The organism is Flavobacterium croceum DSM 17960, from assembly GCF_002917885.1.
In the GTDB taxonomy this organism is placed as follows: Bacteria; Bacteroidota; Bacteroidia; order Flavobacteriales; family Flavobacteriaceae; genus Flavobacterium; species Flavobacterium croceum.
This window is the reverse complement of sequence record NZ_PQNY01000002.1, coordinates 186,152-208,171: the sequence shown is the minus strand read 5'-3', so window position 1 is coordinate 208,171 and position 22,020 is coordinate 186,152. Positions and strand designations below refer to the sequence as shown.

The following is a 22,020-nucleotide window of genomic DNA, read 5'->3' as shown; positions in this document are numbered from 1 at the left end:
CTATTGCTCTTTGGTTACTCTTATACTATTGTTTACTTGAATGGTATCTACATCTTTAAAATAGTCTATTAAAATGTTTCGTAACTTGTATTCAATATCATATTTTTTAATTCCTTTTTTAAAAAAATCCATATTATCACCACCATTCGATAAGTAATCAGAAGTAACAACATAATACGTTTTGTTTAAGTCTAAAGGTACGCTTTGTATAGTAATATTTTTGGGTGTGTTTGTTTTGTCAATTGTCAATTGTATTCCAGATAAAGGATGAGGTTTTTTTTCTCGGATAAAATATTGGCATAGTTCCAAAACTTGTTCGCCTTTTAATTCTACTACAATAGCACTGTTTTCAAAAGGCATAATTTCATAAGCAGTACGAGCAGTAACATCTCCTTTTGGCAAAATACTGCGAATACCGCCATGATTAAGAATACAAAAATCTATGGTTTTATTTTCTCTTTTTTGAAATACAGCGTTGCTTTTATTTAAAGTAATATCTGCCAAAAAACAACCTATTGCTGTTTGAAACTCGCCTTTAGATTTGTCTAAAGTTTCAGGGCAATACGCCAATACCGTTTTTAAATCTTGATCGATATGTTCGCGGTAAGGCTTTAAATAGGCATCAATTTTTGGATCAGAAGTTATTTTTTCTGTAATTCCTATTTTGCTTCCTTCAATTTTGGTTGTGTAATAATTTTGTTTTCCGCACGAAAAAAGTAAAAATGTTAATAATAAAACAAAATGCTTTATTAAAATACTATTGTTTTTTAGCTTTACCATCTGTAATAGTAGAAGATTTTAATTAAATTTGTAAACCAAGTAAAAGTACTATGTTTTTAAATAATCTAAAGAATTTTTTAGCTAAAAATTCTGTTAAGAAATTATTATCAGATACAAAACACATATATTCAGATGGTTATATAAAAAAAGTCGGACTTATTGTTGATGAAACAGAAGGTTTGCAAAAACAAAACATATTAGATTTATTGGTTAAACATAATATTGATGCCAAAAATATTACTGTTTTACGATTTAAAAAAAGCATCAATACTACTGAAAAATTATCGACAGATTTGTTTTATTATAATGATATAGATTGGTTTGGTAATTTTAAAAAAGCCTCAGTAACAAATTTTATTGCTCAGCCTTTTGATATGCTTATCAATTATTTTGAAAATGAAAAAACGCCTTTAATGCACGTTGCATTACAATCTAAGGCGAAATTTAAAGTAGGATTTTCATCTGTAGACCATAGATTAAATCAAATAATAATTCGTAGTAACCCTGCAAATTATACTATTTTTGTAACAGAATTGTTCAAATATTTAAAAATACTAAATAAAATTTAAAATGCAATCACTTATAGGAACCGGAGTTGCGCTGGTTACACCTTTCAAAACAGATTTTTCTGTAGATACAGAAGCATTAAAACGTATTGTAAATTATGTAATTGATGGAGGAGTAGAATATCTAGTAGTTTTGGGAACTACTGCCGAAACAGCTACATTAACATCAGATGAAAAAGAACTTGTAATTAATACTGTAATAGAAGCAAACAAAGGTAGATTGCCTTTGGTGCTAGGAGTAGGAGGTAACAATACTCACAAAGTGGTAGAGGAATTACAAACCAGAGATTTTTCGGCTTTTACAGCTATATTATCTGTTTCGCCATACTACAATAAACCTACACAAGAAGGTATTTATCAGCATTTTAAAGCTATAGCACAAGCATCTCCTATACCTGTAATATTGTACAATGTGCCAGGACGAACAGCAAGTAATATGCTACCAAGCACAGTAATTAAACTCGCCAACGAGTTTAAAAACATAGTAGCAATAAAAGAAGCCGCAGGAGATATTGTACAAGCTATGCGACTTATACAAAATAAACCGAAAGATTTTCTTGTAATTTCGGGCGATGATATGGTTACTTTGCCTATGGTTTTGGCTGGAGGAGCAGGTGTTATATCAGTTATTGGTGAAGGTTTTCCAAAGGAATTTTCTGAAATGGTTCGTTTAGGACTTAACAGAAAAGTAGATCAAGCTTACCAACTGCATTATAAAATAGCCGATAGTATTGATATGATTTTTGAACAAGGGAATCCTGCAGGAATTAAAGAAGTCTTTAAAATACTTGGCTTGTGTGAAAATACAGTACGATTACCTTTGGTAAATGTAAACGAAGATTTATCTAATAGAATAAAAGATTTTGTAAATAAATTTTAATAAAAGTCTCGTTAAAAAAAATATTTTAGAATAAATAAATAATAATTACTTTTGCAGTTGCTTTTATTGCAACCATAGCAAGCAAAGCTTTAATCTAATAGAATGAGAAAAATAATATATCTATTTATAGTTTTAGTTTCTTTTGCATCATGTAGCGAATTTGAAAAAGCTATGAAATCTGAAGATGTAGGTGTAAAATACGAAGTGGGCAAAAAACTATATGATGCTAAAAAATATAGTAAAGCCATTCGATTATTCGAACAAATAGCACCTTCATACAAAGGAAAACCACAAGCAGAGAAATTGTTTTATATGTTTTCTCAAAGTTATTACAAAACACAGCAATATCATTTGGCAGCATACCAATTTGAAAGTTTTGCTTCTTTATACCCAAAAAGTGAGTTTAGAGAAGAAGCTTATTTTTTAAGTGCAAAATGTTTTTCTCAGCTATCTCCAAGATATAGCTTAGACCAAGTGGATACAGATAAAGCCATTAGTAAACTACAAGAATTTATCGATTTATATCCAAATTCTACCTATTTACCAGAAGCCAATCAATTGGTAAAAGAATTAAAAACTAAACTAGAGAAAAAAGCATTTGAAATAGCCAAACAATACCATACTATTTCTGATTTTAAAGCAGCTATTATAGCTTTAGATGCTTTTGTTGCTGATTATCCAGGTACACCTTTTAAAGAAGATGCTATGTATTACAAACTAGATGCAGCTTACCAACTCGCTATAAATAGTGTGCCCGCCAAAATGGAAGAACGTTTGCAAAATGCAAAAGCTGCCTATGCAAGTTTGGTAAAGTTTAAATCAGAAACAAAATACAAAAAAACTGCCGATAATATGTTGGCACACATTGATAAAGAATTACAAAAATTTTCTAAATAGTACAGCATGGATTTGAAGAAAACAACAGCTCCGGTAAATACAATTACATACAATAAAACCGAAATAGAGACTCCTACGGGAAATGTGTATGAAGCTATTACCATAATGGCTAAAAGAGCAAACCAAATTAACGGAGAAATTAAAAAAGAATTGATTGACAAGCTAGACGAGTTTGCTACTTATAACGACAGTTTGGAAGAAGTTTTTGAAAATAAAGAGCAAATAGAAGTTTCAAAATACTACGAAAAATTACCAAAAGCCCATGCTCTAGCAGTACAAGAATGGCTAGACGGTAAAATTTATTACAGAGATACCAATAAATAAGAACCACATGTCTGTATTACGCGGTAAAAATATAATTCTGGGCATTTCAGGAGGCATTGCCGCATATAAAACAGCTACATTGGTAAGACTTTTAATAAAAGCAGGCGCTTCAGTACGTGTAGTAATGACGCCTGCTTCTGTTAATTTTGTAACACCGCTTACTCTTTCTACATTATCCAAAAATCCGGTGCTTGTAGATTTTACAAGTTCTGATGATACTTATGTTTGGAATAATCATGTGGAGTTAGGTATATGGGGAGATTTAATGATTGTGGCTCCAGCAACTGCCAATACACTTTCTAAAATGGCAAATGGGGTTTGCGATAATTTTTTGTTGGCAACTTATCTTTCTGCCAAATGCCCTGTTTATTTTGCTCCAGCGATGGATTTAGATATGTACAAGCATCCTACAAGCCTAGATTCTTTTACAAAACTACAATCGTTTGGCAATGTGATGATTCCTGTCGAAACAGGAGAATTGGCTAGTGGATTATCAGGAGAAGGCAGAATGGCAGAACCTGAAAATATCCTTTCTTTTATAGAACACGATTTAGAGAAAAAATTACCACTAAAAGGAAAAAAAATACTTATTACTGCTGGTCCTACATACGAATCTATAGACCCTGTGCGTTTTATAGGAAATCATTCGTCAGGAAAAATGGGATACGATATTGCAGATTGTGCAGCAAATAAAGGCGCTGAAGTTATTTTAATATCTGGGCCAACACATTTACAAACTCAAAATAAAGATATTTTAGTACGAAGAGTACAATCGGCAAAAGATATGCTCCATGCGTGCAATGAATATTTTGAAGAAGTAGATGTTATGATTGCCGCCGCCGCCGTAGCAGATTACAGACCAAAATTTGTAGCTCAAGAAAAAATCAAAAAAAACGATGAAACTTTTTCTATCGAATTGGAAAAAACAGAAGATATTCTTGCTACATTGGGTAAAAATAAATCAAAACAATTTTTAATAGGTTTTGCTTTGGAAACTGAAAATGAATTGGAACATGCTAAGGCTAAAATTCAGAAAAAAAACTTAGATTTGATTGTGCTTAATTCTCTACGCGATAACGGAGCAGGTTTTGGTACACCTACAAACAAGGTTACATTTATAGATTCTAAAAACAATATAGAACCAATGCCCTTAAAGCCTAAAGAAGCTGTAGCATTGGATATTATCAATAAAATAATAGCTCATTATGAAGCATAAAATACTATTTATACTCTTGCTTAGTTTGTCGTTTTTACAAGCTCAAGAACTCAATTGTAACGTAACAGTAGATTATTCTAAAGTACCCAATGCGAATCCGCAATTATTTAAAAATTTAGAAAAATCTATTAGCGATTTTGTAAATAAAAACTCGTGGACAGAGCGAGAGTACAAACCCGAAGAGCGTATAAGTTGTTCGATGTACATTACCATTAATGCCTACGAAAATAATAATTACGAAACTACATTGCAGGTACAATCTACACGACCTGTTTACAACGCAACATATACCACACCGGTTTTAAATATTAATGATAAAGATTTTTCTTTTCAGTATATAGAATTTCAGCAAATGTATTTTAACCCCAATAGTTTTGATTCTAATTTGTTGTCTACTTTAGCATTTTATTGTAATCTAATAATCGGTGTAGATGCAGATACATTTTCAAATTTGGGAGGAAATGAAGGGTTGGAAAACGCACAAGAAATTGCAAATATTGCCATGCCTAGCGGTATAAAAGGTTGGTCTCAAACCGAAAAAACTCAAAATAAGTACTTCTTAATAAACGATATGTTTTCTCCTACATTTAAACCTTTTAGAGAAGCTCAGTACCAATACCATTTTTTGGGTATGGATAAAATGAATATCAATACTAAAGAAAGTAAAGAAGCTATAATTAATGCTGTAAACTCTATCACTAAAATTCAAAATGTAAGACCTAATGCTTATTTAACTCGAATATTTTTTGATGCTAAAGCAGATGAAATAGTTACTATTTTTTCCGAAGGGCCTACAGTAGATGTTACATCATTATTGGAAAACTTAAATAGAGTTTCTCCAACAAATTCTGTAAAATGGGAAAAAATTAAAAAATAATTCTTCTTCATGATTACAAATTTATCAGTAGAAAATTATGCTTTAATCGATAAACTTTCTGTTACATTTACAGAAGGTTTTACAACCATTACAGGTGAAACAGGAGCAGGAAAATCTATAATTTTAGGTGCATTGGGTTTGGTTTTGGGTAACAGAGCCGATTTGAATTCTCTCAAAAACCAACAAGAAAAGTGCATTATCGAAGCTACTTTTTTTATAAAAAATTATAATCTCTCGATTTTTTTTGAAGAAAACGACTTGGATTACGATGATTACACCATTATACGTCGTGAAATTTTGTCAACTGCTAAATCGCGAGCATTTATTAATGATACTCCTGTAAACCTTTCGGTTTTACAAGAATTGGGTAATTATTTATTGGATATTCACTCGCAACATCAAACTCAAGAGTTGCAACAAGAAAATATGCAATTTGAAATTGTAGATGCTGTAGGTCAAAACGCATCTTTATTGCAACAATACAACTCACTTTATACCCAATACAAACAACTGCAGAAGTCGATTTTGGGTAAAAAAAATGAGTTGGAAAACATTCGTAAAGAACAAGAATACAACACATATTTGTTGGAAGAATTAACAAATGCTAAATTAAAACCCGATGAGCAAGAGGAATTGGAGTTGAGTTTAGAGAAATTATCCAATATAGAATTAATAAAGGAAAACTTAGCTAAGGTTATTGCTATTTCAAATGATGATGCGATAGGAGTTACCAATAGTTTAAACGAAATTAAATATTCTCTTCAAAAAATAAGTTCGTTTGACAAGTTGTACCAATCTCTTTTAGATAGAGTTTTGAGTATAGTAATAGAATTTGACGATATACTCAAAGAAGTTGAAGCTGTAACAGAAAAAATTGTAGATAATCCCGATGAGTTGGAACGTGTAAGTCAAAAACTCCAAACAATATACTCGTTACAAAAAAAACATCAAGTACAAACTATAACAGCTTTATTGTCTATTCAATCTGATCTTGAGCGTAAAGTAGTATCGGTAACAACATTAGAAGAAGAAATACAAAACGATACACAACTACTAGCTCAACTACAACTACAATTAGATGAAATTTCTTTACAACTAAGAGCGAATAGAACACAAGCAGCTAATTTATTGACTACAGAATTGGTTACTATTTTAGCTCCGTTGGGTATGCCAAATGCCAAGTTTACTATAAATATTATTCCGCAAGAGCAGTTTTTATCAAATGGAAAAGATACAATTGAATTCTTATTTTCTGCCAATAAAGGTTCAAGTTTTGGGTTACTCAAAAAAGTTGCCTCTGGCGGAGAAATGTCTAGAATAATGCTTGCTGTAAAATATATTTTATCGCGATATACACACTTGCCTACTATTATTTTTGATGAAATTGACACAGGTGTTTCGGGAGAAATAGCTCATAAAATGGGAGAAATTATGCAACAAATGAGTCGTAATATGCAAGTTATTTCTATAACACATTTACCACAAATTGCTGCCAAAGGAAATAGTCATTATAAAGTTTATAAAGAAGATCTCGAACAACATACTCATACAAGAATAATATTGTTAAATAATGAAGATAGGGTAGTAGAAGTAGCCAAAATGTTATCGGGCGAAAAAATATCTAGTGCAGCATTGGAACATGCCAAAGAGTTACTTAATTAAAATAAGTATATTTGTTTTTTAAACGTAGAATTTAATACATACAATTATGATTATAGAGCCAAGAATGCGAGGTTTTATTTGTCTTACCGCACACCCTGTAGGTTGTGAGCAAAATGTAAAAAACCAAATAGATTATGTAAAATCTAAAGGAATAATAAATGGAGCAAAAAAAGTTTTGGTAATAGGTGCTTCAACAGGTTTTGGTTTAGCATCGAGAATAACCAGTGCTTTTGGTAGTGGTGCTTCTACAATTGGAGTGTTTTTTGAAAAACCTCCTATGGAAGGCAAAACAGCATCACCAGGTTGGTATAACTCAGCAGCATTTGAAAAATTTGCTAGCCAAGAAGGACTTTATGCTAAAAGTATAAACGGAGACGCTTTTTCAAATGAGGTAAAGCAACAAGTAATAGATTTAATTAAACAAGATTTAGGTCAAGTTGATTTGGTTGTGTATAGTTTGGCTTCGCCTGTTAGAACCAATCCAAATGATGGTATAACATATCGTTCTGTATTAAAACCAATAGGAAAAACATTTACCAATAAAACAGTAGATTTCCATACAGGTAAAGTTTCAGAAATTTCTATAGAACCTTGCAAAGAAGAAGATATAACCAATACTATTGCCGTAATGGGAGGAGAAGATTGGAAAATGTGGATGGATGCTTTAAATAATGCAGGAGTATTAGCTACCAATGCAGTTACTGTTGCTTATTCTTACATAGGCCCAGAAGTAACAGAAGCTGTTTACAGAAAAGGGACAATTGGTAGAGCAAAAGATCATTTAGAAGCAACTGCTTTTGAAATTACAGATGCCCTACAAGCTATTGGAGGAAAAGCTTATGTTTCGGTAAATAAAGCATTAGTAACACAAGCAAGTTCTGCAATACCTGTAATACCACTTTACATTTCTTTGTTGTACAAAACCATGAAAGAAAAAGGATTACATGAAGGTTGTATAGAACAAATACAACGTCTATTTTCTGAAAGATTGTATACAGGAAATGCTGTACCTACAGATGCAAATGGTAGAATAAGAATTGACGATTGGGAAATGAGAGATGATGTGCAAGAAAGTGTTTCAAAATTGTGGGAGCAAGCATCTACAGAAACTTTGCCAACAATAGGAGATCTTGCAGGTTATAGACTAGATTTCTTACAATTGTTTGGATTTGATGTGCCAAATGTGGACTATTTAGCCGATGTAAACGAAATAATACCCATAAAAAGCATAATTTAACATTTAAAATAATACTATTCTTACAAAAAAAACGATTTCAAATTTTTTGGAATCGTTTTTTTTTGTACTTTTATTTCATAAAGAATCCCAAATCTTACAGTCCATGAAAAAAAGTACTTTATTCATAATTTTATTATTTTTCTTTTTAAAAAATTATGCTCAAAATTTACCTACTTATGCCTTTACACAAAGTACTACTGCTTATACAGAAATTACAGGAGGCACAGTTTTAGGAAACTCCGATACAGATGATGAAAGATTTGTAGATTTATCTATACCACTTGGTGGTTCAACCACTACAGGTATAGGAATTCCTATAGGTTTTGATTTCCTTTTTAATGGATATACATACAATAGGTTTGCAATAAATGCAAATGGTTGGATATCGTTGGGTTCTAGTGTATTAACACCTTCTGTAAATATTAGTAGTTCATCTGCCTATTTTCCACTTTCTACAACTACTAGTGCTGTTCCAAACGATTTAGTAGCTAGAATTTCGGCTTTTAGTAGAGATATGGCAGGGCAGTTAGGTTCGGAATTACGCTATGAATTGTCAGGAACAAGTCCTAATAGGGTTTTAACCATTCAATGGAAAAATTTTAGAAAATATGGTTCTACAGGTGATTCCTTTAATTTTCAGATTAAACTTTTTGAAACTACAAATGAAGTTCGAGTTGTGTATGGTGCTATGGCTACTCAAAATGCAAGTAATGTATCTACACAAGCTGGACTTAGAGCTGCACCAAATTATCCTGCAAACAACTTTAACAGTAGAGTAACAACTTCCGATTGGACTGCAACTACAGCTAGTACTTCAGCATCTGGAGTGCTTACATTTTCACAAACGTTATTTCCGCCAGTAGGTTTATCTTATTCTTGGATACCACCTAATTTGTGTACGGGTATGCCCAATCCTGGAAATACTATTTCTGATGTTACATTGTCATGTTATAATTTTCCTTTTAATTTAAGTTTGCAAAATCCTACAAATGGGGCAGGTGTAACTTACCAATGGAAAATATCTACAGACGGTGTAAGTTATTCTCCTATTTTAAATGCCACAAATAGTACATATCAAGCTACACAAACAACGTCAAATTATTATAAATGTACAGTAACTTGTACAAATTCGAATCAATCTTCAGAGAGTACAGCTATATTAGTAAATACAGATTTACAATCTAATTGTTTTTGTATTCCTCAATATGCTTACGGTAAAACGTATGGAGATCTTATTTCTAATGTAGTTATTGCTGATACTACATTGTCAAATAATACTGGAACATCTCCAACAAATCCAGCCTATACTTTTTATCAAGGACAACCCAATTATACTTGTAGTTTAACAGCGGGCTCTGTATATACCTTAACAATTTCGCACAGTACATTAGGAAATCAAAATGTAGCAGTTTGGATTGATTTTAACAGTGATGGCGTTTTTAGTATAGATGAGCGAGTTGCATATTCTCAAGCACCTACTGAAGTTGAAATGCCGTCTGTATTAAGTTTAAATATTTCTTGTACAGCTACAGTTGGTACACATAGAATGCGAATAAGAAACGTTTGGAATGTAGATGCTGCTACAATAGATCCTTGTGCTACCTACAATTATGGAGAGAGCGAAGATTATGTAGTAACAATATTACCAGCGCCAGCTTGCTCACAACCCAATACATTATTTGTGAGTTCTATAACCAATTCTACGGCTGTATTATCTTGGAATGCAGGATGTACAGAAACTATGTGGGATGTTTATGTTGTTAATCAAGGAGGAGCTACACCTAGTAATACCCCTACATACTCCAATGTTATATCGCCTTTTACTATAAATGGATTGCAAGGAAGTACAACTTACGATTTCTATGTGAGAGCCAATTGTCAGAACAATGGGTTTAGCTTATGGACTGGACCTTATGTCTTTACAACTTTGCCAAATCCTCCAGCAAATGATAATTGCATAGAGGCAACACCATTATTAATAGGTAATATATTTCCAGATCATCAAGTACTCAGTACAAATTTAGGAGCTACCAATTCCAATCCTCCAAATCCAAATTGTGCGTTTTTTAACGGAGCAGATGTTTGGTATACTATTGTAGTGCCTTCATCTGGAAATGTAACAATAGAAACACAAGGCGATTTTTCGGATACTGTTACAGATACTGGTTTAGCAGTATATTCGGGAACTTGTTCTGCATTATCATTAGTTAGTTGTAATGATGACAATCCTCAAAATGGTTATTTTTCAATACTATCATTAACCAATAGAACACCTGGCGAAATATTATATGCTAATGTTTGGGCTTACAATGCAGAAGAGGAAGGTACTTTTTATGTGTCGGCCTACGATTGTACATCAACAACACCAGCACCAACAGGAGCTTCTCAACAATATTTTTGTGCAGCAAATAATCCTACACTTCAAAACATCATCGTTTCTGGAGATAATATTAAATGGTATAGTCAGGCTACAGGAGGTGTAGCATTAGCAAATACTACTGTTTTACAGAATAATACAACGTACTATGCTTCTCAAACTATTAATTGTGAAGGATTGAATAGACTTCCTGTTCTTGTTACTTTAGAATCAAGTCCTTTAGTAAATAATACTGTATTGACATTATGCGACAATATAGGCGCAATAGGATACGAAACGTTCAATTTAAGTTTGGCAAACAATCAAATTTGTAACACACCCAATGTAGTTTTTGAATATTATACTACATTGTCTGATGCGCAAAATGGTACAAATGCGATTACAACGCCTGCTAATTATATAAATACGTCAAGCCCACAAACCATTTACGTTAAAGTACTATCTTTGGCAGGTTGTTACGCATTAGCTACAATTTCTCTACAACTTACGCAAGCTCCTTCAGCTCCACAAGGTATTGCTAATCAAACTTTTTGTGGTTCTGTAAGTTTGTCAAGTTTAGTTGTAACAGGTAATGCAATAAAATGGTATGATAGTGCAACAAACGGAAATATGCTCGCAAATACAACTTTATTGGTTTCGGGAACTACTTATTATGCTTCTCAAGAAGTTAATGGTTGCGAAAGTATAACTCGATTGGCTGTTACAGTTTTGCAAGATTGTTCTTCGTCAGGTTGTGTAAATGCTCCTTATGGATTAAAGCCTGCTTCAACATTTATTCCAAGTTGTACAGGTAGTAATGAAGTTATTATTTCGAATGCTTTTGCAGGAGAATATTCTCAAGTAGAGGTAATACAAGGTGTAACTTACACTTTTTCAAGTTCATTAAATACAGATTTTATTACAATATCCAATCAAGATGCTTCGACAGTTTTAGCAACAGGATTGGGAACTGTACAATGGACGTCAAATTTTTCTGGCATCATTAGATATTATTTGCATGCTGGTTCAGATTGTAGTACAAATACTCTAGAACGTATAAAACGTATACAATGTGGTATTAATTCATTAGTGCCAAATGATGATTGTTTTGGTGCAATAATGCTAACACCAAGTAATACTTTAAATTGTCAATCTGTTGTTACAGGTTCTGTACAAAATGCTACACCAAGTAATATAATGAATAGTTGTGCGGGAACAGCAGATGATGATGTTTGGTATAAATTTGTTGCTACAAGTTCATCACACCACATTCTTTTGTCGAGTATTACGGGCTCTACTCTCGATATGTACCACGCATTATACACGGGTAATTGTAATGGTTTATCACTTGTACAAGGTAGTTGTTCAGATCCAAACAGTAATGTTGTAAACGGTTTACTAATAGGTCAGACTTATTATTTAAGAATTTATACAACAACATCTATACCAAATCAAAACACAACATTCTCAGTATGCATACTTACTCCACCTAGTAGTTCTAATAATGATGAGTGTACAACAGCAATTAATTTAACAATTGGAGATACTTTTACCGATTATGCTGTAAGTAGCACAAATGCTTTGGCAACAAATTCCAATGCACCAGGTATTGATTGTGCAGATTATAACGGAGGAGATTTATGGTACACAGTTGTTATACCTGCTTCTGGAGCAGTAACCCTCGAAACAGGTTTTGGCTCACTTACAGACACAGGTATGGCTGCATATTCAGGTAATTGCTCAAATTTACAGTATATTCAGTGTGATGATGATTCTTCTCCAAATGGCAAATATTCTATGATAACATTAACCAATAGAACACCAGGAGAAATTATATATGTTAATGTTTGGGATTTTGGCAATGATAATATTGGCTCTTTTCAAATATCGGCTTACAATTCAGTATTAGGCACTCAAGAATTTGATAATTTGAGTGTTTTAAATTATTATCCAAATCCTGTAAAAGATGTATTATATCTAAAGAATAACGAAATTATAGATTCTATTACCATTTACAATATGATTGGGCAAGAAATGTATAATGAAAGAATTAACAATTTGGAATCTGAAATTAATTTTCAAAAATATCCATCAGGGAACTATATCATACAAATTAATTGTGGAAATAAAAAGGCAAATTATAAGATTATAAAGCTTTAGTGAGGCTTTAGTAGTATAAAAAGTAGCTTATTTAAGCTACTTTTTTATTTGGACTTAACTGATATTGAATAAAATAATGAAATAAATTAGCATATTTATCATAAAAAAATTATATTCGCAAACAACAATTTTAAATTATTAGCAATGAAAAAAATTACTTTTTGGTTGTTTTTACTAATGTTTTTGCAAATGAGTGCACAAACAGGTATCGTGGTTGTTGGAGCCAATTCTGGTTCTAATGATGCGTATTCTCAACCTGCACCTTTGCAAGATTATTGGAAAAACTCAAGACAACAGTACATTTACACAGCAAGTGAACTGTTATCAGCTGGTCTTGTGGCGGGTAACATTACAAAAATTGGATGGAATGTAACATCTATTGGTACAAGTGGGTTAGAAGAAGGTTATACTATTTCGATGGGCACTACTACTTCTTCAAATTTCGCCTCAACAACTTTTGAAAATGTTTCAAACGTAGTTTATGGTCCTACAGATTTTACACCTTCTGCAACAGGACAAGTAATGTTTACTCTTACAACTCCTTTTGTTTGGGATGGAACTTCAAACATTATTATTCAAATTTGTGAGGGAGCAACAAGTGGAGCTTATACTACAAATGTAGTTACTACATATTCTACTTTAACTGTAAATAGATCATTATATTATACTAGTGATACAGTAAGTGCTTGTACTAATACAACAGGAACTCTTGCTATGAATAGACCCCAATTGGTAATAGATGGAGCAGTAGCGAGTTGTTTACCTCCTACAGCCTTATCAGTATCCAATATTACAAATTCTGGTGCAAGTTTATCTTGGACAGAACCTAATGGAGCCACAAGTTGGTCTGTAGAATACGGAGTTTCAGGTTTCACACAAGGAGGAGGAACTCTATTATCTTCTGCTACAAACCCTCAAGCAGTATCAGGATTATTAGCAAATACTGATTATCAATATTATGTAAAATCAAATTGTACTTCTGGAGCTAGTAATTGGGCTGGGCCATACACATTTAGAACAGCTTGTAGTTCAGTAACTAGTTTTAGTGAAAATTTTGATACCACATCATTAGGATCTTTACCTAGTTGTTGGCAAAAGATACTTTCAAATGGAGTATCAACTTATGCAACTGTAGGAGTTTCTACAACAGCTTCTTCTTCTCCGAATGGAGTAACTATTTATAATTCAAGCTCTCCTAGCGCTTCTTATATTATGCTAGTTTGTCCTGTAGTTTCTAATTTAAGTGCTGGAACGCACAGATTGGTGTTTAAAGGTAATACTTCTACTGCTACCGAAGATGTTATTGTAGGTACTATGTCAAATCCTGCAGATGGTTCAACATTTACACCTCTACAAACTGTAGATCTTACCACTTCATATGCACAGTATATCGTAAATTTTGCTTCATATACAGGTACAGATTCTTATATAGCATTTAGAAAACCAAATACATCAACATATACTTATACTTATTTAGATGATATTGTATGGGAGCCAATTCCGGCAACTGCACCAGCTTGTGCAACAGGTATAACAGCCACAGTTAATGCTACTTGCGGAAACTTTCCAACTACAATATCATGGGGAGCTGTATCTGGTGCAGACGGATATAAATTATCTATAGGCACTACAGCTGGTGGAACAGACATTCTAAATAATTCTAACTTAGGAAATGTAACTACATATTCTTTTACAGGAAATTTAAACACAACATATCATTATACATTAACTCCTTTTAATGTTGTTGGAGATGCAGTAAATTGTGCAAGCCAATCTTTCACTACAGTAGCAACAGGGTGTTATTGTGATCCTTTGTATACTACGGGTAAAACATCTGGAGATTTGATTTCTAATATTTCAATTTCAGGTACAACATTAGCTAATAATACTGGAACAGATGCGGTAAACCCTGCATATACTTATTTTACTGGACAACCTAATTATACAGGTACACTTCAAGCGGGATCTACCTACACAGTTTCTGTTTCTGTAGGTTCTTTTGGAGGTCAAAATGTAGCTGTATGGATAGATTATAATGATAATTATATATTTGAAGCTTCAGAAAGAGTAGGATACACAACTACTTCAATTGCTTCAAATGGTTCTGCAACTTTCTCTATAACATTGGCTTGTAATCCTCCACTAGGAACACACAGAATGAGAGTTAGAGACGTTTGGAATACTACAGGATCAAGTATATCACCATGTGCAACTTACGGATATGGAGAGACAGAAGATTACAATGTAACCGTATCTGCTGCAGTAGCTTGTCCTCAACCTAGTAACTTATCTGCTACAGCTATAACACCAAACTCTGCTATTTTATCATGGAATATAGGTTGTGCAGAAACATCTTGGGATGTTCACGTTGCTCTAGCAGGTTCTGGGGCACCTACAGGTACTCCATCTCATCCAAATGCTACAAGCCCTCTTACTCTTTCTTCATTGCAACCAGCTACAGCTTATGAATTTTATGTAAGAGCAAATTGTGGTACTAATGGATTTAGTGTATGGACAGGTCCTTTTACTTTTTCTACAATAGCATTGCCTCCAGTTAATGACGATTGTACAGGAGCTATAGCTCTTACTGCTGGAGGAGTATTTACTGATAATGCAATTATTGGTACAAATGTAAGTGCCACTACAGGTCAAAATATTCCTGCTCCTGGTTGTGCAGGTACATTAGCGGGCGAAGTTTGGTTTACAGCTACGGTTCCTGCTTCGGGTTCTATTACTATTGAAACAGGTAATAATGGTACAATATTAACAGATACAGGTTTAGCAGTCTACAGCGGATCTTGCGGAAACTTAGTATTAGTACAATGCGATGACGACAGTTCAGCAGATGGAAATTTCTCTAAAGTAGCTTTAACAGGAAGAACCCCAGGTGAAGTATTGTATGTTGCTGTATGGGAATATGGTAATGATACTCAAGATACATTTAAAGTGTCAGCTTACGATGCTTCTTTAGCAAGCAATACATTTGATGCAGGTAGATTTGTATACTATCCAAACCCTGTTAAACATTCATTAACTGTGTCTTATGATAAAAATATTGATAAGGCTCAAATAATGAATTTACTAGGACAAGTAGTAAAAGATGTAACGATTAATGCAACAGAAAGTACTATTGATATGTCATCTTTACCTACAGGAGCTTATATTGTAAAATTTACTTCAAATACTCAAGTACAAACAATAAAAGTTATTAAAGAATAACAATTATTCTTAAAGTTTGTTTAAAAGTCCCACAGATGTGGGACTTTTCTTTTTTTATATGCCTTATATTTGTAAAAAAAAGTAAAATGCTATTTTCTATAATTATTCCGGTATATAATAGACCCGATGAAATTAATGAACTACTAGAAAGTTTATGTGTAACAACTTATAAGCATAAGTTTGAAGTAGTAATTGTTGAAGATGGTTCTACCATAAAGTGCGAAGAAATAGTTTCAAAGTACCAAGATAAACTTCAGATATCTTATTATTATAAAGAAAATTCAGGACCTGGCGATTCTAGAAATTACGGAATGAAAAAAGCCAAAGGAGAGTATTTTTTAATTTTTGATTCAGATTGTATTATACCTCCCAATTATTTACAAGAAGTAGAAAATGAACTTACTCATGATTATGTAGATTGTTTTGGAGGCCCAGATAAGGCTTTAAAAAGCTTTTCTACAATACAAAAAGCAATAAACTTTGCCATGACCTCATTTTTAACAACAGGCGGTATACGAGGAGGTTCTGAAAAACTAGAAAAATTTCAGCCACGCAGCTTCAATATGGGAATTTCAAAGCAAGCCTTTTTAGCATCACAAGGTTTTGGGAATATTCATCCGGGAGAAGATCCCGATTTATCCATTAGATTATGGAAAATGGGATATAAAACTAGACTATTTGTTAAAGCATTCGTATATCATAAAAGAAGAATAGATTGGGATAAATTTTCGATACAAGTTTCAAAGTTTGGTAAAGCCCGCCCTATATTAAACCATTGGTATCCAGAATATGCAAAAATTATGTTTTGGCTACCTACATTGTTTGTTTTGGGTTTCTATTTTTCACTATTTATGCTGGTTTTTCTAATTGATATTCCCATAAAATTATACTTTATATATTTTGTATTCATTTTTGTAGTTTCAGCGATTCAAAATAAAAGCTTAAAAATAGGAGCTTATTCTATCATTGCTGTTTGGAAACAATTTTTTGGCTATGGTCAAGGTTTTTTAGAATCTTTTTTTAGAATAAATATACTGCGTCAAACCCCACAAGAAGCTTTTCCTAATTTGTTTTTTGCGCAACAAATTACAGATATAGAAAAACCCAATGAACAAATAGTTACAGAAAATACAACGGTAAAAAAAGAGCTTATAAAAAGCAAAATAATTGGAATTACTGGTGGCATAGGTAGCGGAAAAACAACTGTGGCAAAATATTTGATGCATTTGGGTTACCCCGTATATATTTCTGATATTGAAGCGAAAAATGTAATGCAACAAAAAAATGTTTTATTACAAATAGTAGAAAAGTTTGGCTCAGCTATTTTAGATACTAAGGGTGTATTACAAAGAGAAAAATTAGCTTCTATTGTTTTTAATAACCCCGAAAAACTATCGCAACTTAATGCTATAGTACACCCAGCGGTTAAGCAGCATTTTATAGAATGGTTAAAGAATAATCAAGATAAACCAATTGTATTTAAAGAAGCAGCCATATTATTTGAAAGCGGAAGTTACAAAGACTGTGACTTTATTATTACCGTTACCGCTCCTATGCAACAGCGCATAGAAAGGGTTATGAAAAGAGACAATACTACTTCCGAAAAAGTAGTGCAACGTATTAATAATCAAATATCTGACGAAGAACGAATAGCAAAAAGTAATTTTGTAATTTCAAACACTACTTTAAAAGAAACAGAAAAACAAATTTTTGAAATACTTGAAATTTTAAAGAATAAATAATAATAAGCTCTAATGTTAATGTTTGGTTAATGTAAAATAGCAATAAATGTTAAATTGTTAAATTTGTGTAGATGAATAAGTTTTTTTTTCGATTACTAGTTGTATTAATGAGTTTATCATTACTCGGAATAATATTAGTACAAGTGTATTGGTTTAAAACTTCTTTTGAAAACAATGAAGAGCAGTTCAAATTTCATGTAAAGCAAGTATTAGGAAATGTTTCTGAAAATTTGCAAAAACAAGAGGAATATACATTTTATAATAAATATTACAAACTTAAAAGTAAAACAGGAAAAATGCCTGAAACTTCAGATTTGTTGGAGTACGGGTATTTTAGAAGAAATTCAAAAACCAACGAAACCATAATATATTCGAGCACTATTGTAGCAGAAGATTATGATATATTTTCTACGTTCTTTGATAAAAATGCCAATAGTAATGAAAAAATTAAAAGTTTTTCTGCCAAAAGAAAAACAGAAGTTTTTTCTAAAAATCCAACAGACAAATTAGGTATTGATAACGGTTTAAAACCCGATTTAACAATTTCTAAAGAAGGAAGTTTAAAAATTTTAGAAGACGCTCAATTTGAAATTGCTTACAAAGATGTTTCCTCGTTGTTGCCTATTCAAGATAGAGTTACAAAAGAGCAAATAGAAAAAGTTTTAGCAAGCGAATTGGACAAGTACGGAATTAAAACTCCTTATGAGTACAATATTTATAGCAACGGATTGGCTACAAAAATAAAATCGGATAGTTTTAAGTATGATAAATATGCTACCTATTCAATTCCCGTTTTTGTAGATAATGAAGGTGCTAGCGATTACCAGTTGTTGGTTACTTTTCCACAAAAGAAAAAGTTTTTGTTTAAAGATGTCGTAGGTATATCATTATTATCTGTAATATTTACATTAATAATAATTATTGCTTATGCTAATGCTTTAAATCAACTATTTAAACAAAAGCAAATTTCTGAAATAAAAACAGATTTTATAAATAATATGACTCACGAGTTTAAAACACCTATTGCTACCATAAACTTAGCTTTAGATGCTATAAAAAACCCAAAAGTTATAGACGATAAAGAAAAAGTTTTTAGATATCTGCAAATGATACGCGACGAAAACAAACGTATGCACGCACAAGTAGAAAATGTTTTGCGTATTTCAAAGCTAGAAAAGAAAGAGTTGGAAATAGAAAAAGAGCCTCAAAGTGTACACGATATTATTGAAGTAGCCATCGATCATATTTCACTTATTGTAGAAGACAAAGGTGGCTCTATATCGACACAATTATTGGCAACACGCGATACGGCTTTGGTAAACGATGTGCATTTTACCAATGTTTTGGTAAACATTTTAGATAATGCAGTAAAATATTCTCCAGAAGCCCCCGTTATAAACGTAATTACAGAAAATATTAAAGATTATTTAGTAATTAAAATTGCAGACAAAGGTGCAGGTATGAGTAAACAAGTACAAAAGAAAATTTTTGAAAAGTTTTACCGAGAACATACCGGTGACGTGCATAACGTAAAAGGACACGGTTTGGGTCTTGCTTACGTTAAAACTATAATAGACGACCATAATGGTCAAATTTATGTAGAAAGTGAAAAAGGAAAAGGAAGTGTATTTACAATTAAACTTCCGTTAATAAATTAAAAAGCTATGGAAAAACAAACAAAAAAAATATTATTAGTAGAAGACGATCAAAATTTTGGAGCCATTTTAAAAGACTATCTATTGCTGAACGAATTTGAAGTAGTTCTTGCAAAAAATGGTATGGAAGGCTTTGAAAAATTTAAAAAAGACACCTACGATTTATGTATACTCGATGTAATGATGCCATACAAAGACGGTTTTACATTGGCAAGAGAAATACGTGAAAAAAACAAAGAAGTTCCTATTATTTTCTTAACAGCAAAAGCTATGAAAGAAGATGTATTAAAAGGATACAAAGTAGGGGCAGACGATTATTTAAACAAACCTTTCGACTCTGAAGTTTTGTTAATGAAAATTAAAGCAATCTTGCAGCGAAAAGCACAAGATGTAAAACCTGAAAATGCTCAATTTGAATTTCAAATAGGTAAATTTCATCTTAATTCTAAATTGCGTTTTCTTACTTACCCAGGGCAAGAACCTATTAAACTTTCGCCAAAAGAAAACGAATTGTTACGAATGTTGGCTTTGTTTGAAGATGATTTGATGCCAAGAGAAATGGCGCTTACAAAGATTTGGAGAGATGACAACTATTTTACTTCGAGAAGTATGGATGTTTATATAGCCAAATTGAGAAAATATTTAAAAGAAGATCCCAATGTTGAAATTTTAAATATTCATGGAGAAGGATTTAGATTGGTAGTAAAAAAATAGTAATAAAGCTCTGAATTTTCAGAGCTTTATTATTTAATTTACATGTATTTTAAATCTAGAGTGTAACAATGTTTCGCATTATGTACAATGCTATATGTTGTACTGTTTTGAGATTGATGTTTAAAAATTTCGGTTTGATCACCCAAATTAAGTTCTCTTATAAAATTTATAGCTATACTTTTTATAGCATTAGAAAACAGAGTTTTAGAATCTTCATAGTTTAAACACCACTCAAGGTATTTCACATTGTTCATATGATTTACAATATCTAAATCGGATAGCATTACTTTTTGAAAAGCAACACTATGGCCTGTATTTTGAGTGTCAATTTTATACACAGTATTTTCGGTTGCTTGTAGGGCTATTTTTTCAAAATGCTCGTGAGGAAGTTGTAGTATATCAGGTTTTCTAGTTTTGGTATTAAACACAACCCAAAGCGTTTCGCAACCTATTATTTTTTTATGGTTATGATATACTTCGAGGCAGCGTATAGAGCGAGAATTTTCAAGAGAATTAATCCAAGTTTTCACTACTATTTTATCTCTCCATTTGGGTAATTCTGTAATTTCCAATAGCATTCTGCTTAATACCCAAGCTTGATGGTGTTTTTGCATATCAGAAAAACTAATTCCTCCCAAATCGGCATGTAATCCTGCGGTTATTTGTAATAAATTACACAGTTCGGTATATTTTAATGCACCGTTTGGATAGCATTGCAAAAAATTGATTTCAAATTCTTGTTCTAACACAGAACTAAAGTTACTCTCTATAGGCATACAAGTAGAGATTAAATTTTACGAGATATATATTCAATAATATTGCTTCTATCGTGCAAATAATCAAACCAAGTGGTATTTTCTGTACGTTTAAACCAAGTAAGTTGTCGTTTGGCAAATCTTCGTGTATTCATTTTAATTTGTTCTATAGCTTCATCGAGAGAAATTTTATGTTCAAAATAATCAAACAATTCTCTGTAACCCACTGTTTGCAGTGCATTCAAATGTTTGTGGGGTAGTAGTTGCTCAACTTCATTTAGTAAACCATCTTGCATCATAATTGCAACTCTATGGTTTATTCGCTCGTACATAGTTTCTCTATCGGCTTCCAAACCAATAATAATAGGTGTAAAGTTTCGATTGTTTTTTTGCTTACCAATAAATGATGAGTACGGATTTCCAGTACCTATACAAACTTCGATAAAACGTTTCATTCTTTGCGGATTTTGTAAGGTTTGCGGATTTTTGTTTGCTATTTTTTGATAATATTCAAAATCCAATTCGTGTAATTTGTTTTGCAAGTATTCAATACCTAGAGTGTCGTACTTTTCATTAATTTCATTTCTTACAGCACTATCAATATCTGGAAATTCGTCAAAACCTTTTATTACAGCATCAACATACAAACCCGAGCCACCAACCATAATTTGAACATTATTTTTTAAAAATAATTCATCGAGTTTTTGGAGTGCTTCTTGCTCGAAGTCGCCTACAGAGTAAGGCTCAAAAATAGATTTATTTTGTATAAAATGATGCGTAGCACTTGCCAATTCAACATCATTTGGTACAGCCGTACCTATTTTCATTTCTTTAAAAAACTGACGGCTATCGCACGAAATAATATCGCAATGAAAATGTTGAGCCAAAGCAATGCTTAACGAGGTTTTGCCAATAGCAGTTGGGCCTACTATTACAATGAGTTTATTTTTGGTTTCAGGTTTCAAGTTGTTGCTCAAAAT

Annotated in this window: 16 protein-coding genes and 1 pseudogene; 14 read left to right on the top strand and 3 right to left on the bottom strand. The window is 32.2% G+C overall.

Going from position 1 to position 22,020, the window contains the following annotated elements:
• The gene (locus Q361_RS02445; RefSeq protein WP_103725117.1) at positions 1-780 is read right to left on the bottom strand and encodes a 5'-nucleotidase C-terminal domain-containing protein; all 780 of its coding nucleotides are present in this window, start codon (positions 778-780) and stop codon (positions 1-3) included.
• Between the two features lie 50 nt (positions 781-830).
• Between Q361_RS02445 and Q361_RS02440 the strand changes: the two genes are divergently transcribed.
• The 14 genes and pseudogenes from Q361_RS02440 to Q361_RS02380 all read left to right on the top strand — a co-directional run bounded on the left by Q361_RS02440 (position 831) and on the right by Q361_RS02380 (position 20,285).
• Positions 831-1,349, top strand: a complete 519-nt coding sequence (locus Q361_RS02440) for a DUF6913 domain-containing protein (RefSeq protein ID WP_103725116.1) — start codon at positions 831-833, stop codon at positions 1,347-1,349.
• A 1-nt stretch (position 1,350) separates the two neighbouring features.
• Positions 1,351-2,226 (top strand): 4-hydroxy-tetrahydrodipicolinate synthase, encoded by an 876-nt coding sequence (gene dapA, locus Q361_RS02435; RefSeq protein WP_103725115.1) that lies wholly within the window; start codon positions 1,351-1,353, stop codon positions 2,224-2,226.
• A gap of 102 nt (positions 2,227-2,328) precedes the next feature.
• Positions 2,329-3,123, top strand: a complete 795-nt coding sequence (locus Q361_RS02430) for an outer membrane protein assembly factor BamD (protein WP_103725114.1) — start codon at positions 2,329-2,331, stop codon at positions 3,121-3,123.
• A 6-nt stretch (positions 3,124-3,129) separates the two neighbouring features.
• The gene (locus Q361_RS02425) at positions 3,130-3,447 is read left to right on the top strand and encodes a DNA-directed RNA polymerase subunit omega (RefSeq protein ID WP_103725113.1); all 318 of its coding nucleotides are present in this window, start codon (positions 3,130-3,132) and stop codon (positions 3,445-3,447) included.
• Between the two features lie 7 nt (positions 3,448-3,454).
• Positions 3,455-4,663: a bifunctional phosphopantothenoylcysteine decarboxylase/phosphopantothenate--cysteine ligase CoaBC gene (coaBC, locus tag Q361_RS02420; RefSeq protein ID WP_103725112.1), complete on the top strand. Its 1,209-nt coding sequence runs from the start codon at positions 3,455-3,457 to the stop codon at positions 4,661-4,663.
• Positions 4,653-5,540 (top strand): type IX secretion system protein PorD, encoded by an 888-nt coding sequence (gene porD, locus Q361_RS02415; RefSeq protein ID WP_103725111.1) that lies wholly within the window; start codon positions 4,653-4,655, stop codon positions 5,538-5,540. The genes coaBC and porD overlap by 11 nt, the downstream gene beginning before the upstream one ends.
• A 9-nt stretch (positions 5,541-5,549) precedes the next feature.
• Complete coding sequence (gene recN / locus Q361_RS02410) at positions 5,550-7,202, top strand: DNA repair protein RecN (RefSeq protein WP_103725110.1); 1,653 nt, start codon at positions 5,550-5,552, stop codon at positions 7,200-7,202.
• 46 nt (positions 7,203-7,248) lie between these two features.
• The gene (gene fabV, locus Q361_RS02405) at positions 7,249-8,439 is read left to right on the top strand and encodes an enoyl-ACP reductase FabV (RefSeq protein ID WP_103725109.1); all 1,191 of its coding nucleotides are present in this window, start codon (positions 7,249-7,251) and stop codon (positions 8,437-8,439) included.
• A gap of 103 nt (positions 8,440-8,542) precedes the next feature.
• Entirely contained in the window at positions 8,543-12,955 is a 4,413-nt protein-coding gene (locus Q361_RS02400) for a GEVED domain-containing protein (RefSeq protein ID WP_103725108.1), read from the top strand.
• Positions 12,956-13,099: 144 nt separating this feature from the next.
• Positions 13,100-16,174, top strand: a complete 3,075-nt coding sequence (locus tag Q361_RS02395; RefSeq protein WP_103725107.1) for a GEVED domain-containing protein — start codon at positions 13,100-13,102, stop codon at positions 16,172-16,174.
• 86 nt (positions 16,175-16,260) lie between these two features.
• A pseudogene (locus Q361_RS13885) lies at positions 16,261-17,250 on the top strand (glycosyltransferase); the annotation flags it as partial.
• Positions 17,242-17,916, top strand: a complete 675-nt coding sequence (coaE, locus tag Q361_RS13880) for a dephospho-CoA kinase (RefSeq protein WP_262496225.1) — start codon at positions 17,242-17,244, stop codon at positions 17,914-17,916. The pseudogene Q361_RS13885 and the gene coaE, both read left to right, overlap by 9 nt.
• A 71-nt stretch (positions 17,917-17,987) precedes the next feature.
• Positions 17,988-19,574 (top strand): sensor histidine kinase, encoded by a 1,587-nt coding sequence (locus Q361_RS02385; RefSeq protein WP_103725105.1) that lies wholly within the window; start codon positions 17,988-17,990, stop codon positions 19,572-19,574.
• A 6-nt stretch (positions 19,575-19,580) separates the two neighbouring features.
• Positions 19,581-20,285, top strand: a complete 705-nt coding sequence (locus Q361_RS02380) for a response regulator transcription factor (RefSeq protein ID WP_103725104.1) — start codon at positions 19,581-19,583, stop codon at positions 20,283-20,285.
• 38 nt (positions 20,286-20,323) lie between these two features.
• Here the strand turns inward: Q361_RS02380 and Q361_RS02375 are convergent, their stop codons facing one another.
• Both Q361_RS02375 and miaA read right to left on the bottom strand, forming a co-directional pair.
• A complete protein-coding gene (locus tag Q361_RS02375; protein WP_103725103.1) occupies positions 20,324-21,061 on the bottom strand; it encodes an acyl-[acyl-carrier-protein] thioesterase in 738 nt (245 codons plus the stop codon).
• 11 nt (positions 21,062-21,072) lie between these two features.
• Positions 21,073-22,017: a tRNA (adenosine(37)-N6)-dimethylallyltransferase MiaA gene (gene miaA / locus Q361_RS02370; RefSeq protein WP_245874594.1), complete on the bottom strand. Its 945-nt coding sequence runs from the start codon at positions 22,015-22,017 to the stop codon at positions 21,073-21,075.
• Positions 22,018-22,020: the final 3 nt, after the last annotated feature.

Excerpts from the sequence above, each read along its gene's own strand:
- Q361_RS02395 (WP_103725107.1), top strand. The coding sequence starts at position 13,100 with ATGAAAAAAATTACTTTTTGGTTGTTTTTACTAATGTTTTTGCAAATG.
- coaBC (WP_103725112.1), top strand. The coding sequence starts at position 3,455 with ATGTCTGTATTACGCGGTAAAAATATAATTCTGGGCATTTCAGGAGGC.
- porD (WP_103725111.1), top strand. The coding sequence starts at position 4,653 with ATGAAGCATAAAATACTATTTATACTCTTGCTTAGTTTGTCGTTTTTA.
- Q361_RS02445 (WP_103725117.1), bottom strand. The coding sequence starts at position 780 with ATGGTAAAGCTAAAAAACAATAGTATTTTAATAAAGCATTTTGTTTTA.
- Q361_RS02385 (WP_103725105.1), top strand. The coding sequence starts at position 17,988 with ATGAATAAGTTTTTTTTTCGATTACTAGTTGTATTAATGAGTTTATCA.
- Q361_RS02430 (WP_103725114.1), top strand. The coding sequence starts at position 2,329 with ATGAGAAAAATAATATATCTATTTATAGTTTTAGTTTCTTTTGCATCA.
- recN (WP_103725110.1), top strand. The coding sequence starts at position 5,550 with ATGATTACAAATTTATCAGTAGAAAATTATGCTTTAATCGATAAACTT.
- Q361_RS02375 (WP_103725103.1), bottom strand. The coding sequence starts at position 21,061 with ATGCCTATAGAGAGTAACTTTAGTTCTGTGTTAGAACAAGAATTTGAA.
- dapA (WP_103725115.1), top strand. The coding sequence starts at position 1,351 with ATGCAATCACTTATAGGAACCGGAGTTGCGCTGGTTACACCTTTCAAA.
- Q361_RS02400 (WP_103725108.1), top strand. The coding sequence starts at position 8,543 with ATGAAAAAAAGTACTTTATTCATAATTTTATTATTTTTCTTTTTAAAA.
- Q361_RS02425 (WP_103725113.1), top strand. The coding sequence starts at position 3,130 with ATGGATTTGAAGAAAACAACAGCTCCGGTAAATACAATTACATACAAT.
- Q361_RS02440 (WP_103725116.1), top strand. The coding sequence starts at position 831 with ATGTTTTTAAATAATCTAAAGAATTTTTTAGCTAAAAATTCTGTTAAG.
- Q361_RS02380 (WP_103725104.1), top strand. The coding sequence starts at position 19,581 with ATGGAAAAACAAACAAAAAAAATATTATTAGTAGAAGACGATCAAAAT.
- fabV (WP_103725109.1), top strand. The coding sequence starts at position 7,249 with ATGATTATAGAGCCAAGAATGCGAGGTTTTATTTGTCTTACCGCACAC.